Annotated in this window: 10 protein-coding genes, 1 tRNA gene and 1 pseudogene; 7 read left to right on the top strand and 5 right to left on the bottom strand. The window is 67.5% G+C overall.

Annotation, left to right across the window (positions count from 1 at the left end; genetic code table 11):
* The first annotated feature begins 103 nt into the window (after positions 1-103).
* The 3 genes from GcLGCM259_RS05285 (at position 104) to GcLGCM259_RS05295 (ending at position 2,130) form a co-directional block, all read left to right on the top strand.
* A complete protein-coding gene (locus tag GcLGCM259_RS05285; RefSeq protein ID WP_138172980.1) occupies positions 104-793 on the top strand; it encodes an MBL fold metallo-hydrolase in 690 nt (229 codons plus the stop codon).
* Complete coding sequence (locus GcLGCM259_RS05290) at positions 790-1,629, top strand: sulfurtransferase (RefSeq protein WP_138172982.1); 840 nt, start codon at positions 790-792, stop codon at positions 1,627-1,629. Before GcLGCM259_RS05285 ends, GcLGCM259_RS05290 begins: the two co-directional genes overlap by 4 nt.
* A 75-nt stretch (positions 1,630-1,704) precedes the next feature.
* A complete protein-coding gene (locus tag GcLGCM259_RS05295; RefSeq protein ID WP_138172984.1) occupies positions 1,705-2,130 on the top strand; it encodes an HIT family protein in 426 nt (141 codons plus the stop codon).
* A gap of 193 nt (positions 2,131-2,323) precedes the next feature.
* Here GcLGCM259_RS05295 and GcLGCM259_RS05300 read toward each other — a convergent pair whose 3' ends face one another.
* The 3 genes from GcLGCM259_RS05300 to hrpA form a co-directional block, all read right to left on the bottom strand.
* The gene (locus GcLGCM259_RS05300; protein WP_246049786.1) at positions 2,324-2,977 is read right to left on the bottom strand and encodes a class I SAM-dependent methyltransferase; all 654 of its coding nucleotides are present in this window, start codon (positions 2,975-2,977) and stop codon (positions 2,324-2,326) included.
* Positions 2,978-2,992: 15 nt separating this feature from the next.
* Positions 2,993-5,254: an HNH endonuclease signature motif containing protein gene (locus tag GcLGCM259_RS05305; protein WP_138172986.1), complete on the bottom strand. Its 2,262-nt coding sequence runs from the start codon at positions 5,252-5,254 to the stop codon at positions 2,993-2,995.
* A 225-nt stretch (positions 5,255-5,479) separates the two neighbouring features.
* Positions 5,480-9,439: an ATP-dependent RNA helicase HrpA gene (gene hrpA / locus GcLGCM259_RS05310; protein WP_138925953.1), complete on the bottom strand. Its 3,960-nt coding sequence runs from the start codon at positions 9,437-9,439 to the stop codon at positions 5,480-5,482.
* Positions 9,440-9,860: 421 nt separating this feature from the next.
* Here hrpA and GcLGCM259_RS05315 point away from each other — a divergent pair, with 421 nt between their 5' ends.
* The 3 genes from GcLGCM259_RS05315 to GcLGCM259_RS05325 all read left to right on the top strand — a co-directional run bounded on the left by GcLGCM259_RS05315 (position 9,861) and on the right by GcLGCM259_RS05325 (position 12,666).
* Positions 9,861-10,859 (top strand): ABC transporter substrate-binding protein, encoded by a 999-nt coding sequence (locus tag GcLGCM259_RS05315; protein ID WP_138925954.1) that lies wholly within the window; start codon positions 9,861-9,863, stop codon positions 10,857-10,859.
* 93 nt (positions 10,860-10,952) lie between these two features.
* Positions 10,953-11,882, top strand: a complete 930-nt coding sequence (locus tag GcLGCM259_RS05320; RefSeq protein ID WP_138172992.1) for an ABC transporter permease — start codon at positions 10,953-10,955, stop codon at positions 11,880-11,882.
* Positions 11,875-12,666, top strand: a complete 792-nt coding sequence (locus GcLGCM259_RS05325) for an ABC transporter ATP-binding protein (protein ID WP_138925955.1) — start codon at positions 11,875-11,877, stop codon at positions 12,664-12,666. Before GcLGCM259_RS05320 ends, GcLGCM259_RS05325 begins: the two co-directional genes overlap by 8 nt.
* 212 nt (positions 12,667-12,878) lie before the next feature.
* Here GcLGCM259_RS05325 and GcLGCM259_RS15770 read toward each other — a convergent pair.
* Positions 12,879-13,226: pseudogene (locus tag GcLGCM259_RS15770) on the bottom strand (LbetaH domain-containing protein); the annotation flags it as partial.
* A 131-nt stretch (positions 13,227-13,357) separates the two neighbouring features.
* Positions 13,358-13,433: transfer RNA gene (locus GcLGCM259_RS05335), tRNA-Arg, on the bottom strand.
* Between the two features lie 159 nt (positions 13,434-13,592).
* Here GcLGCM259_RS05335 and argS point away from each other — a divergent pair.
* Complete coding sequence (argS, locus tag GcLGCM259_RS05340; RefSeq protein ID WP_138172996.1) at positions 13,593-15,239, top strand: arginine--tRNA ligase; 1,647 nt, start codon at positions 13,593-13,595, stop codon at positions 15,237-15,239.
* Positions 15,240-15,241 lie beyond the last annotated feature (2 nt).

Below are 15,241 nucleotides of genomic sequence, written 5' to 3' on the forward strand. Positions count from 1 at the left end.
GCGCGAAACGGCGACGCCGGTACACCCACAATTTTAGCCAACTTCGCCCGGCAATGCGCCCGATGACTGGCCTCGGGTGTGGCTGGACGCCTAGTGTGGGGGTATGCGCATCGTATCCCGTGGTCATTCATGTGTTGAGGTATCCACCATCGACGGGTCGATCCTGGTCGATCCGGGCGGCTTTTCGGACCTGGAGGGGGCGTTCGAGCAGCAGCAGGCCGTGCTGATCACCCACGAGCACCCCGACCATGTGCTGCCCGAGGTCGTCGCCGAGGCAGTCACCGCGAACCCCACCCTGCAGGTGTACGCCCCGCAGACGGTGGTCCAAACCCTGCACGAGCTGCTGCCGGCCGTCGCCCGCTCGCGGGTCGACCCGATCCAGCCCGGCGCCCAGGTCACCGTCGGCGGCATCCAGGTGCGCGCCTTTGGCGGCACCCACGCCACCATCCACCACTCCATCCCGGTGGTCGCGAACATCGGCTACCTGCTGGGGGAGCGGATCTTCCACCCCGGCGACAGCCTGCAGGTGCCGGTGGGGCTGCACCCCGACGTGCTGCTGGTGCCGGCCATGGCGCCCTGGTCGCGGGTGGGGCAGACCATCGACTTCGCCACCGAGGTCGACGCGCCGCTGTGGCTGCCGATCCACGACGGGCTGCTGAACGAAAACGGCCTGGGGCTGTTCGACCGGCTGCTGGGCAACGCCGCCACGGCCCAGGGGCGCAATTACCAGCGCTGGGAGCAGGGCACCAGCTACGACATCAACGACCTGATCTCCCGGGAGCCAAACGCATGAGCGCCTTAATCCGGGCCAGCGACCTGGCCGCGAAACTGCAAGACCCCAACCTGGTGCTGCTCGACGTGCGCTGGAAGCTGGGCGCCACCAACAACCGCGAGCAGTACCAGGCCGGGCACATCCCGGCCGCCCGTTTCGTGGATCTGGAAACCGAGCTGTCCGGCCCGGTCGGGGAGCACACCGGGCGCCACCCGCTGCCCACCGCCGACGCGTTCCAGCAGGCCGCCCGCGGCTGGGGCATCAACGACGAGAGCTGCGTGGTGGTGTACGACGACGCCGGGGCGATGGCCGCCGCCCGCGCCTGGTGGCTGCTGCGCCACGCCGGCTTCACGAAGGTCGCGGTGCTCGACGGGGGACTGCAGGCCTGGCGGGACGCGAAGTGCATCCTCTCCTCCGAGGTGCCCAAGGTGGAGCCGGGCACCGTGAGCCTGTCCTGGAATCAGATGCCGGTGCTGGAAATGCAGGAGCTGGCCGGGTTCGACGGCGTGCTGATCGATTCGCGCGCCACCGCCCGCTACCTGGGGGTGGAAGAACCCCTGGACCCGGTGGCCGGGCACATCCCCGGGGCGCTGAACCGTCCCACCACCGAGAACCTGGACGATGCCGCCCGCTTCCGCCAGCCCGAGCAGCTGCGCGCGGGCTTTGCCAAGCTCGGGCTGGAACCCTCCGGCCGGGCAGCGGCCGCCTACTGCGGTTCCGGGATCACCGCCGCGCACCAGATCCTGGCCCTGCACGAAGCCGGGATCGACGCGGCGCTCTACCCGGGGTCCTGGTCGCAGTACAGCTCCTACCCGCAAAACGACGTGGCCACCAGCGACGAAACCCACCGCCACTAGCGCGGCACGGCGCGCAGCTGACCCCGCCACACCGCACAACCCCGGCCGCTGCCGGTCGAACACTGAAAGGCGCACATGAGCACCCTGTTTACCAAGATCATCGAAGGCGAGATCCCCGGCCGCTTCATCTGGAAGGACGAGCAGTGCGTCGCCTTCCTGACCATTGGGCCGATCACCGACGGCCACACCCTGGTGGTTCCGCGCGAGGAGATCGACGAGTTCACCGACGCCTCCGACGAGCTGATGGCGCACCTGATGAAGGTCGCCGGGAACATCGGCCGGGCCCAGAAACGCGTCTTCAATTCCGCCCGCGCCGGGATCATGATCGCGGGGTTCGAGGTGCCGCACCTGCACGTTCACGTGTGGCCGACGAACTCGTTGGCTGACTTCGACCTGGGCCGGGTGAATGAGAACCCGGATCCGGCCAAGATGGACGCGAATGCGCAGAAGCTGCGCGCGGCACTGAAGGAAGACGGACACACCCACATTCCCGACGCCTGATTATTCGATCGCAGCGACCACGGCGCGCACCTGATTTCCGCGGCCCCGCCCGAGCCGGACGGAACCGGGTGCGCGCCGTTGCGCATTCGGTGCTGCGCCACTCTCTCCAGCACAGCAGGAGGTCGTGAGCGACGGTGAGTGATGCCGGCATCGCGTATTCGCCCTGGTCTTTCCAATCCGGGGGAGGGAAGACCTAGCGCCGAACGAGCTTTGCGGTGATGGCGGCATGCGGACGCACCCCGGGGTCGGTGCGCGTGCTCAGGTCTATTACCGAGAAACCGGCATCGGCCAGCACGTCGATCATGCAGTCCGCGGGCCAGCGGTAGGCCCGGATGACCTGATGGGGGAAGGCCTCAATGCGATCGCCGTCGAAGAACCCCAGCATGAGCGTTCCCTGCGGCCGCAGGACGCGCGCGAATTCCCGCAGTATCGCCGGTACAGTGTCAGGGGCGCAGTGGATCGTGGAATACCACGAGAGCAGCCCTGCCATCGAGCCATCCATGAAACCCAACGAGGCCAGATCCGCGTTCATGAAGCGTTGCTGAGGAAAACGCGATCGGGCGATGTCCAGGAACTCGTCGACGAAATCCACACCGATCACGTCGGCACCCCGATCCGACAGAAACTGCGTCCAATGACCCGGGCCGCAACCAACATCGGCGATCGGCCCCACAATGCTCCGTGCCCAGCCGGCGATGTCTTCCTGATCCTGCGGCGCCATCTGACTCATTGAGCCGAGCACCTCGGAGTATTCGGCTGCCCGTGCCGCATAGGCCCGCCGGACATCATTGATTTGCATGGCTTTCAAAATATCATCGCCGTGCACGGTGAGCGCGTCGTTTTGCAAGCGTTGCCGAATACTCTAGCTGTCGGCTGCTTTAGGTGGGGTGGCCGCTGGCGGGTCCTGCCCAGGGCCCGGCCCGGTCCTCGACCGCCGACGTCGACTGCGGCGTTTGGTGGCATCCGGTGGCGGGCCGTCTGGCTTTGGCGGGTTCGTCTGGCCCGGGGCCGGTTTTTGTTCCGGTGGCTTTTGCCGGGCTGCTTGCTGCCCTGGTTTGGAAGGGTCTTCCCAGCTGGCGAACCAGTACCGGTTACGCCGCGGGGTCTGGGAAGGATCCAGATGCTTGGGCAACACCACATGCGGCAACCCGTTCACATCAACGATCTTGAATTTCCCGGCATGATAGTCATCATGCTCCCTGGGACATAAGAGGCCACCTTCACCCACACTGGTGCCACATCCTCCGGCCCAGCCCCCGTTCTTCCAATGGTGGGCCTCGCACATTTCTGGAGGGTAGGTGCACCCGGGCATGATGCACCCCCGGTCCCTGGCCTGCAACCCGGTACACATCGGCACGTTGAAGTCCCGGCGGGCCCGGCCCACATCCAAGACCTGGCTATCCCCGCCCAGCACGACCGGGATGATCCGTGCCCGGCTCAACGCCTGACGCAGCTGGCCGGCGTCGAGCTCCACCCCGTGGGCGGTGACCCCGCGGCTGGTGATGCCATGACCTTCGGCCAGGTCCATCAGGTCCTGCAACTGCATGTACACCACGACCTGCGGGGTGATGGTCTTCAACGCCCCGGCCCCGGTGACCCGGGCCCGCATCAAATCCAGTAGGGCCTGCAGCCTGCGCCGCGGCACCGCAGCCTCCACCCCCTCAACACGATCCGGGCCAGGACCCTCAGCGCTGTCTTGCTGAGCCGCGCCTGTCCCGGTCGGGTCTGGGTCGGCTTCGTCCTGCTCGGCCAGGGGCTGGGTGAATCCCTGCGGGGCCGGGGTGCTGGCAGGACACGCCGTCCCACGACCAGCACCGGCACCCGGCCGATCGGCTGCGGCCCCTGCTCGCTCCGGCCCTGTCATAGGTGGCTGATCGGCAGCTGTGCCGGGGGCCAACCCACTGTCGTGCGGTGACACAGTCCCGGAACCGGCAGCCCCTGACCCGACGTCTGAATCGACAGCCGGGACGGCTTCAGCAGCATTCCCTGATTCCGTGTCGGCAACCCCTGGTTCCGTGTCGGGGTCGATCGCCCAGGGTGGTGGCGGCTGATCCGTGACCAGCCATGCCGGAACCTGCCCACTCTCTTCACCAGCACAGCCCTGGTCCCCACCACGGCCAGGACCGGTTGTTTCCCCAGAGAGGGTGCTGTCCTGGGGGCTGGCCTGGGTGTTGTCCTGGGGGCTGGCCTGGGTGTTGTCCTGGGGGCCGGGCCTGCCGGACCGGGACAGGCTCCGGGCCGCGGCCCCGGCCTGGGTACGTGGATTATCGGCCTGCGCGATCGCTGAACGCAGCAACTCCGCATCCACCCCCTCCACCCGGATCAAATACTGATCCACCCCCAACACGGTCGCCCGACGGAAAATCCCGACCTCCGGTTTAGCCACCGACTCGTTCGCCTTCCGATACCCGGTACACAACCCCGTCAACCGCTTCGCCGCGGTCACCGGGTCATGCTCCACCAGGATCTCGGTGGCGTGCTCCTCCAACAACCGCCCATCCCCGGCCCTGGCTGCGACTCCTGGCAGCACCCCGGATAGTTCCTGCCCCACCGTGGATGGTTCCAACGCCTCCAACCGGCGGGCCGCATCCCGCACCGGGCGCGGGTCCCGACCCGGATCCTTGAACAAACCAGCCAGCCGCTCAAACCGTGGGCCAGCGCCTTGCCCGGCACTGTTGCGTCGGGCCTGGACCCGGTGGGTGTCCTCCACCCGGGTGCGGGCCTCGAAATAGTTGATCCCGACCCAGGACTCCAGCAACGCGGTGGTGTCCTTGTACACCGGCCGCCCGGTCGCGTACAACACCGGGCCCTGGGTGCCGGCCGGGTCCTGCCGCAACCGGTCATACTCGCCCACTTCCAACCGGTGGGCCCCGGTGGCTTCCAACGCGGCGATCGCGGCCAGTTGAGCGCGGATCACCGCCCGGTAGTGCTCTTCCACCCAGCTGGCCCCACCCAACGCGACAGGTGCCCGGTGGGTGGCCCCCACCAGCCCGGCCAGGTCGGTGAACAGGCCGGTACACAGTTCCTGGATTTCACGCAGCACCGTGCCCTCTAGTGCCGCACCGTTGTGCCGCACCCGGTGGCGTACCACCTCAAGGGCCGTGGCCAGGGAAACCTGATTCATGCCACCTACCATCACCCACCAAACTTGGGCACCCCACCCAGGCCCGGCGGGATGGGGATAACCCACGAACCCCAAAATTCTTTCGGGGACCACCGGCGGGAAACACCCACCGGGAAACACCGGCCGGAAACACCAGTGGGCCAGCCACCACCGGTGGCTGGCCCACCACACCCCACCCCGGGACCCGCCCTGCGGGCCAAACCCGGATCGAGTGCGGGAATGCGGTTAGAGCGCGGCAAGTCCTTCGGCGATGGCCTTGCGGATGCGCTTTTCGCTGACCGAGTAGGCGGTGCCCAGTTCCTGGGCGAACAGCGAAATGCGCATTTCCTCCAGCATCCACTTCACCTGGCGCAGGGTGTGGGGGACCGCAGCACCGGCGGGGACCTTTTCCAGGGCCGCGTCGTACTCGTCCTCCAGTTTCTGGATCACCGTGATCGCCTGGGCGTCGCGCTGCACGGCGCCGGAGGTGAGCTTCTCCAGCCGGCGTTCGATGCCCTGCAGGTAGCGCGGCAGGCGCAGCAGGTTCATCGCCCCGGTCACCGCGATGAAGCCGGGGTAGATCAGCTGCTCCAGCTGGGAGCGGATGTCGCTGACGGCCTGGTAGAGCGCCAGTGAGTTGCTGGATTTGAGCTGCTTGGTGATCCGGGTGTAGCTGGTGAAGACCTTGGCGATGACCGCGGTGATCGAAAAGACGGTGTCGATCTGTTCGGCGCGCACACTGTGGAAGAGCGCTTCGAAGGCAGCGGCGTCCATCGGCAGCTGTTCGGGGACGAGCTTGTCCACGGCGGCCATGGTGCAGTCGGCGATCAGTTCCTCGATGGAGCCGTGCGGGCTTTGGGTGAACACCAGTTTCTCGGTGTTGTTCAGGTGCCCGAGCACGAATTTGGTGGCCGGGGGCAGGCGCAGCATCAGCAGCCGGATGACTCCGCCGCGGTGGGCGGCGTCGCGTTCGGCGGCGGTGCGGAACACGCCCAGGCGCACGGAGCTGCCCTCGTCGGCCAGTCCCGGGTAGGCGGTGATCTGCTGCCCCATCACGGTGGTGCTTACCTGCTGCGGCAGCGCGGTGTGCTCGCCGGGCAGGTTCGGCCAGGTCTTCAGCCCGGCCTGCTCCCAGCCGCCGCCCGCGGCGGACTGCTGGTCGGCCTTGGCCGGGCCCTTGCCCTTCTTCGCGCCGGAGCGCGGGCCGGCGGCCGGGGTGCCGGGCTTGCCCGGGGTCGGGGCCGGGGTGGGGGAGTTGACCTGGGCGGCCAGGGCCTGGCGGTTGGCGGCGGCCAGCCGGTGCTGCAGGGCGGGCAGGTCATCGCCCTGGCCCAGGACCTTGCCGTTGGCGTCCAGCACCTCAAAGCCGAAGCGCAGGTGCTCGGGCAGCGCGGCGAAGTCGAACACGGCCGGGTCCACCACGACCCCGCGCAGCCGGCGCAGCACCAGGGCCAGGGAGGTGGCCAGGTCATCGTGCGCCGGATCGAACTCGGCATCCAGCCTTTCCAGCGCCTGGCCGGCGACGTCGGGGGCGGGCACGAAGTTCTTGCGCACGTTCTTGGGCATGGAGCGGATCAGCGCGGTGATCAGCTCGTGGCGCAGCCCCGGGATCAGCCACTGGAAGCGGGCCGGGTCCAGCTGGTTCAGGAACACCACCGGCACCTGCAGGCTCACCCCGTCGCCCTCCCCGGCCCGGGCGGCCGGGTTGTACTCGTACTTCAGCGGCAGCTCGATGGACCCGTGGCGCCAGGTGGTGGGGAAGGCGGCGTCATCCAGCTGCTCGGCGTCGGCCTCGAGCAGCGCCTCGGGATCGAAGTCCAGCAGCGTCGGGTCGGTGGCGCGGGCCTTCTTCCACCAGCGGTCGAAGTGGCGCTCGGAGAGGACCGAGGCGGGGATGCGCGCGTCGTAGAAGTCGAACAGGTCCTCGTCCGAGACCCGCAGGTCGCGCCGGCGCAGTCGGGTTTCCAGTTCGTCGATCTCCTGGAGCACCTGGCGGTTGCGGGCGAAGAACTTGTGGTGGGTGCGCCAGTCGCCCTCCACCAGGGCGTGGCGGATGAACAGGTCCCGGGCCAGTTCGGCGTCCACCCGCCAGTATTGGATGCGGCGCTGGGCGATGACCGGCAGCCCGAACAGGGTGACCTTCTCATAGCCGAGCACCGCGCCGTTGCGCTTGGACCAGTGCGGTTCGGAGTAGCTGTGCTTGAGCAGGTGCGGGGCGACCTGCTCCACCCATTCGGGGTTGATCGCAGCGTTGACCCGGGCCCAGAGCCGGGAGGTTTCCACCAGCTCGGCGGCCATCACCCAGCTGGGGGACTTCTTGAACAGCCCGGAGCCGGGGAAGATCGCAAAACGGGTGCCGCGCGCCCCGGTGTAGTCGCGCTTGCGTTCGTCGTACATCCCGATGTGGGAGAGCAGCCCGGCCAGCAGGCTCATGTGCACGGTGTCCTCGTTGGCGGCCGGGTTGATCGGTTCGGCGGCCACGCTGATCCCCAGCGGCTTGGCCAGCTGGCGCAGCTGGGTGAACAGGTCCTGCCATTCGCGCACCCGCAGGTAGTTGATGTGCTCGGCCTTGCACAGCCGGCGGAACGCGGAGGAGGAGAGCTCCTTCTGCTTTTCCTGCAGGTAGGCCCACAGGTTCAGCAGGGCGATGAAGTCGGACTTCTCGTCGGTGAAGCGCCGGTGCAGTTCCGCGGCGCGTTCGCGCTGCCCGGTTTCCTGGCTGGGCCGTTCGCGCGGGTCCTGGATGCTCAGCGCCGCGGTGAGCACCATCAGCTCCTTGGCGACCCCGCGCCGGGCCCCCTCCACGATCATCCGCCCCAGGCGCACATCCAGCGGCAGCTGGGCCAGCTGGCGCCCGACGTCGGTGACCTGGGCGGCCTTGTCGCTGGACAGGGCGCCCAGTTCGCGCAGCAGGTTCACCCCGTCGGTGATGGCGCGCATCTCCGGGGGCTGGACGAACGGGAAGCTGGCCACCTGGCCGGCGGAGCCCACCACGCCCAGGGAGATCATCTGCAGGATCACGCTGGCCAGGTTGGTGCGCCGGATCTCCGGGTCGGTGAATTCGGGGCGTGCCTCGTAGTCCTGCTGGGAGTAGAGCCGGATGGCGATGCCCTCCGAGACGCGCCCGCAGCGCCCCGAGCGCTGGTTCGCGCTGGCCTGGGAGACCCGTTCGATGGGCAGGCGCTGGACCTTGGTGCGGTGCGAGTAGCGGGAGATGCGCGCGGTGCCGGTGTCGATCACGTACTTGATGCCCGGCACGGTCAGCGAGGTTTCGGCCACGTTCGTGGCCAGGATGAGGCGCGGGGTGGGGCCGGGGTGGAAGACCTTGTGCTGCTCGGCCAGGGACAGGCGGGCGAACAGCGGCAGGATCTCATAGCGCGGCAGGCGCCGGTTGCCGGCCACCAGGGTGCGCAGCGCGTCGGCGGCGTCGCGGATTTCGCGTTCGCCGGAGAAGAAGATCAGGATGTCCCCGGGTTCCTCCCGGGACAGTTCGCGCACCGCCTCGGTGACCGCGTCCAGAGGGTCGCGGTCATCTTCCAGCGAGTCGCCGTTGGCGTCCTCCTCCGCCTCGTCCCCGAGCGGCTCGTCCAGCGGCCGGTAGCGGATCTCCACGGGGTAGGTGCGTCCGGAGACCTCCAGGATCGGGGCCGGTTCGGTCTGCCCGTCGGGCAGGGTGCGCCCAAAGTGGGCGGCGAAGCGTTCGGGGTCGATGGTCGCCGAGGTGATGATGATCTTCAGATCCGGGCGCCGGGGCATGATCTGCTTCAGGTACCCTAGCAGGAAGTCGATGTTCAGGCTGCGTTCGTGCGCCTCGTCGATGATGATCGCCGAGTATTTCTTCAGCAGCTTGTCGCGCTGGATCTCGGCCAGCAGGATGCCGTCGGTCATCACCTTCAGCTGGGTGCGCCGGGACACCTCGCCGGTGAAGCGCACGTGGAAGCCGACCTCGTCGCCGATCTTGGTGCCCAGCTCCTCGGCGATGCGTTCGGCCACGGTGCGTGCTGCCAGGCGGCGGGGCTGGGTGTGCCCGATCATCCCGCGTTCGGCCAGGCCCAGCTCCAGCAGCATCTTGGGCAGCTGGGTGGTTTTTCCCGAACCGGTTTCGCCGGCGATGATCACGACCTGGTTGTTGCGCACCGCGTCGAGGATGTCCTCGCGGCGGGCCGAGACGGGCAGTGCGTCGGGATATGAGATCTGTAGCGCCATGGTACTGCCAATTCTAGGGCGGCGGCCCGGCAAACCGCGAAGCCGCCGGTTTTGCGGGCGGCGCCTGCGGGATCGGTGCCGGAACCGGACCTGCGGGGCGTTGCGCCAAATCACAGCGCGGCAAAGTCAAATATGCATTTCGTCCACGGGTGCCCCGCCCGCGCCTGGGTCGGGTGTACGCAACAGCCAGCGTGAGCGGGAATGGGCGGAAAAGTTCGACGAAATCCGGTGCATCGAATAAAAAGTGTCTACGACAGGCGCAAAGCCGTGGGCAAAGTGAGTTCTTTCACATGTAAGATCATGGGTAATCGTCATCACGTGGCAAGGACGCCGGCGGTAGCGGTCCCGGACCCCCGGCGCCACCCGTGCCAGCTCGTGGTGGGGAGCACTCACTCGCATAGGGGACTTCGAAAGGAAGACGATGAAACGCTTCACGGCCATGAAATTCGCCGCGCTGGCGGCAACCGGTGCGCTCGCGCTGACCGCCTGCGGCAGCAATGGGGGAGGCAGCGGCGACGCGCCCGCCGAGGGCGAAACCGTCAAGATCGGCATCTCGCAGATTACCTCGCACCCGTCCCTGGACGCGGTGGTCAGCGGCTTCAAGAAGGGCATGGCCGACGCCGGCTACGAGGGCGATAAGGTCCAGTACGACGACAACAACGCGCAGGGCGACCAGGCCACCAACACCTCGATCGTGGGCAAGTTCGCCTCGGATTCGGACATGGACCTGGTGCTGGCCGTGGCCACCCCGACCGCGCAGGCCGCCGCCCAGGCGGTCACCAACATCCCGGTGGTCTTCTCCGCGGTCACCGACCCGGTGGATGCCAAGCTGGTGCAGTCCAATGAGGAACCGGGCGCGAACGTGACCGGCACCTCGGACAAGAACCCGGTCGACGAGCAGCTGGCGCTGCTGAAGGAGCTGGACCCGGACGCCAAGACCGTGGGCATCGTCTACTCCTCGGGTGAGGCGAACTCCGTGGTCCAGGTGAAGTGGGCGAAGGAAGCGGCGCAGAAGCTGGGCCTGGAGATCAAGGAGTCGGCGATCTCCGCCTCCAGCGAGGTGCAGCAGTCGGCGAACTCGCTGGACGTTGACGCCTTCTACGTGCCGACCGACAACGCGGTGGTTTCCGCGCTGGAGGGCCTGCTGCAGACCGCGAACAACAAGAAGGTCCCGGTCATCGCCGCTGACGGCGAATCGGTCAAGCGCGGCGCGACCGCCACCTACGGCATCAACTACGAGAAGCTGGGCGAGCAGACCGCGGCCATGGCCGTGAAGCTGCTCAAGGGTGAGGCCGAGGCCAAGACCTTGCCGGTGGAAACCCTGCAGGACGTGGACCTCTACCTGAACGAAGAGGCGGCGAAGAAGATCGACATGCAGTTCCCGCAGGAACTGGTCGACAAGGCCGCTGAAGTCTACTAAACCGGCAACCAACCAGGGCGAAGGCGAGGCGAGGGCAGGTGTTGCCTCGCCTTCGTCATGGGCACCAACTTCTCACAACTCAAGGATCCAAAAATGATCACAGCGGTTGAACTTGGCCTGATATATGCCGTGATGGCACTAGGGGTCTACCTCACCTTCCGCATCCTGGATTTCCCGGACCTGACGGTCGACGGGTCATTCACCACCGGGGCCGCGACGGCCTCGATCGGCATCGTCAACGGGATGAACCCGCTGCTGGCCACCGCGCTGGCGTTCCTGGCCGGGGCCGTGGCCGGGGTCATCACCGGCCTGCTGCACACCAAGGGCAAGATCGACGGGCTGCTGGCCGGTATCCTTACGATGATCGCCCTGTACTCGATCAACCTGCGCATCATGGGCAAGGCGAATGTGCCGCTGCTGGGGCAGGACACCTTGATCAGCCCGCTGCGCCAGGCCGGGATCCTGGGCACCTGGACCTCGGTGGCGCTGATGTTCGCCGGCTGCCTGGTCGCGGTCGCGATCGTGGTGTGGTTCCTGCACACCCAGATGGGCATGGCGATGCGCGCCACGGGTGACAACGAGGAAATGATCCGCTCCTTCGGGGTGAGCACCGACAACCAGAAGATCCTGGGCCTGGCGCTCTCCAACGGCATGGTCGGGCTCTCCGGCGCACTGATCGCCCAGTTCCAGGGCTTCGCCGACATCGGCATGGGCATCGGGTTGATCCTGATCGGCCTGGCCTCGGTGATCGTGGGCCAGGCGATCTTCTCCCAGCGCTGGATCTGGCTGGCGGCGCTGGCCGTCGTCTTCGGCGCGGTGATCTACCGCCTGGTGATCCAGCTGGCGCTCAGCGCCGGCATGGAGGTCAACGACATGAAGCTGATCTCCGCGGTGCTGGTGGTGGCCGCGCTGCTGCTGCCCAAGTGGAAGGGCTTCCAGAAGCTGGTCAAGGCCGTCAAGCGCCCCGAACGCGACCAGATGGTCGAATCCTCCAAGGAAGAAGAGGTCAGCGCCAATGCTTGAGATCACCAACCTGTCGCGCACGTTCTTCCCGGGTACCGTGAATGAACGCAAGGCGCTGCGCAACATCAACCTGAGCCTGGACGCCGGGGAGTTCGTGACCGTGATCGGCTCGAACGGCGCCGGCAAGTCCACGGTGCTGAACATGGTCGCCGGCAAGCTGCAGCCCGATGTGGGCACGGTGAGCATCGACGGGAAGAACGTCACCCGGATGGCGGACTTCGCCCGCGCCCGGTACATCGGGCGGGTCTTCCAGGACCCGATGGCCGGCACCGCCCCGACCATGACGATCGAGGAGAACATGTCCCTGGCCTGGGCGCGCGGGAAGTTCCGCGGGCTGGGCCTGGGGGTGACCCCGAAGAAGCGCGAACTGTTCGCCCGTGAGCTGGCGAGCCTGGAACTGGGGCTGGAGCACCGGCTGAAGACGAAGGTGGGCCTGCTTTCCGGCGGGCAGCGCCAGGCGTTGAGCCTGCTGATGGCCACGTTCTCCGAACCGAAGATCCTGCTGCTCGACGAGCACACCGCGGCGCTGGACCCGCAGCGCGCGGCGCTGGTCTCCCGGCTGACCAACGACATCGTCCAGCGCCACCGGCTGACCACGCTGATGGTTACCCACAACATGGAGCAGGCGCTGCAGCTGGGCACCCGGTTGATCATGATGCACGACGGGCAGATCATCCTGGATTTGAACCAGCAGGAAAAGTCGGCGATGACCGTCAAGGACCTGCTCGGGGAGTTCGAGAAGATCAAGGGCGCGCAGCTCGATGACCGAACCATGCTGCAGTAGCCGCCGCTTACTGCCCTAGCCGCACCAACGCCGCGGGCCGCGGCCCCACCCTTTTTGGGAGCGGGGCCGCGGCCTGCGGCGGTTAAGCCGTGGGGCTGGGCATGCTCGTGCAGGTGGCGCACCACCCGGGCGGGAACCCCGACCGCCACCGTGTTTTCCGGCACGTCGGCGGTGAGCACGGCCCCGGCGGCGATGACCGCGTTCTGCCCGATGCTCACCCTGGGCAGCACGCTCACGTTCGCACCCAGCCACACGTTGTTTCCGATCAGGCAGTCGTCCCCGATGCTGATCCCGCCCTGGTCCTGGAAGCGGCAGCCGGCGTTGATGAAGATCCGCCGGCCCAGGGCGATGTTCTTGCCGAAGTCGGTGTAGAAGGGCGGGAAGAGGGGGAGCATCTCATCGATCCGGCTGCCGGTCAGTTCACCCAGCAGCTGCCGGACCTGTTCGGGCGTGTAGTAGGCGGAGTTCAGCTGCGCGGTGAGCCGCAGCGCCTGCTGGCTGGTGCGGTGCCGGCTGGTATCCGCCCGGGGCCGTGCCGCCTCCGAATCTAGGGGCAGCATCGATTCGAAGGGCAGCGTCGATTCTTTGGTTAGCCTGCCGCCACTGGGTGCTTCAGTCCGCGGCTGGGCGGGCAACCGGGGGTGGGAAGAAAAAACAAGACCCGCACCTGAACTGGTGCGGGTCTTGCCGTTGGTGCCCTCGAAAGGAATCGAACCTTCGGCCTTCTGTTCCGGAGACAGACGCTCTATCCACTGAGCTACGAGGGCGAATCGCGTTGGCGACAGGGTTGAGCTTATCAGGTTGGGGCACCGGTTGCGCAAATCGACTCCCGCGGTGATCAACCGAACAGCCCCGGCACCGGTCTTCCGGTGTCCGGGCATGTCACGAGCGGGCGCCAAGCGTGGCCGAACCGTTATTGTTTAAGGGTGACTCCAGAAGAACTCTCCGCTGCCATATCCGCATGCCTGACCCAGGCCGTCGCCGATGGGGACATTTCGGTCGATATCCCCGACACCGTGCGTGTTGACCGACCCAAGAGCCGCGAGCACGGCGACTGGGCGACGAACATTGCCCTGCAGCTGGGCAAGAAGGCCGGCATGGCCCCGCGTGACTTCGCCACCATCCTGGCCGAGCGGCTGCGCCAGGTTCCCGGCATCGGGGCGGTGGACATCGCCGGCCCCGGCTTCTTGAACATCACCCTGGATGCGGCCGCCGCCGGCGAGCTGGCCCGCTCCATCGTGCAGGCGGGCGAAGCCTACGGGCAGAACCAGGCGCTGACCGGGCACGTGGTCAACATGGAGTTCGTCTCGGCGAACCCCACCGGCCCGCTGCACATCGGGCACACCCGCTGGGCGGCGCTGGGCGATGCGATCGCCCGCGTGCTGCGCGCCTCGGGGGCGCAGGTGACCAGCGAGTACTACATCAACGACGCCGGCAACCAGATGAACGTGTTCGCCACCAGCGTCTACAACCGGATGCACGGCCTGCCGGTGCCCGAGGGCGGCTACCCGGGGCAATACATCAAGGAGCTGGCCGACGTCGTGCTCGCCCAGGCCCCGGAACTGGCCGAGGCCGAACTGGGTGCGGCGCTGCCGCAGATCCGCGAACTGGCCTACGCCGCGCAGATGGCCGACATCAAGTCCACCCTGCAGGACTTCGGGGTCAGCTTCGACGTGTTCTTCTCCGAGGCGAAGCTGCATGAGGCCGGGGCGGTGGCCGACGCGGTGGCCCGGCTGCGCGAACAGGGGCACATCTTCGACCAGGACGGTGCGGTGTGGCTGCGCACCACCGACTTCGGGGACGACAAGGACCGCGTGCTGATCCGCGCGAACGGGGAGCCGACCTACTTCGCGGCCGACGCCGCCTACTACCTGTCCAAGAAGGACCGCGGGTTCATCGAGAAGATCTACCTGCTGGGCGCCGACCACCACGGGTACGTGAACCGCCTGAAGGCCATCGCCGCCTGCGCGGGGGATGACAAGGAGAAGAACATTGAGGTGTTGATCGGGCAGCTGATCAGCGTCAACGGGGCGAAGCTGTCCAAGCGCGCCGGGAACATCATTGAGCTGCGCGACCTGATCAACTGGCTGGGCGCCGACGCGCTGCGCTACTCGCTGGCCCGCTACCCGGCCGATTCGCCGATCGCGCTGGACCCGGAGCAGCTGAAGAAGAACACGAACGACAACCCGGTGTTCTACGTGCAGTACGCCCACGCCCGCTCCCGCGCCGCGGCGCGCACCGCCGCGGAAAAGGGCGTAGAGCGCACCGCGCAGGGCTTTGACGCCTCCCTGCTGACCCACCGAAGCGAAAACGAGCTGCTGGCGCTGCTGGGGCAGTTCCCCTCCGTGGTGGCCTCCGCCGCGCAGCTGCGCGAACCGCACCGCATCGCCCGCTACCTGGAGCAGGTGGCCGGGGCCTACCACTCCTGGTACGGCGCCTGCCGCGTCACCCCGATCGGCGACGGCGCGATCGAGCCGGTGCACACCACCCGCGTGTGGCTGAACGATGCGACCACAACGGTGCTGGCCAACGGCCTGCGCCTGCTGGGCGTGACCGCCCCCGAAAGGATGTAGCA

The organism is Glutamicibacter creatinolyticus, from assembly GCF_006094275.1.
In the GTDB taxonomy this organism is placed as follows: domain Bacteria; phylum Actinomycetota; class Actinomycetes; order Actinomycetales; family Micrococcaceae; genus Glutamicibacter; species Glutamicibacter creatinolyticus.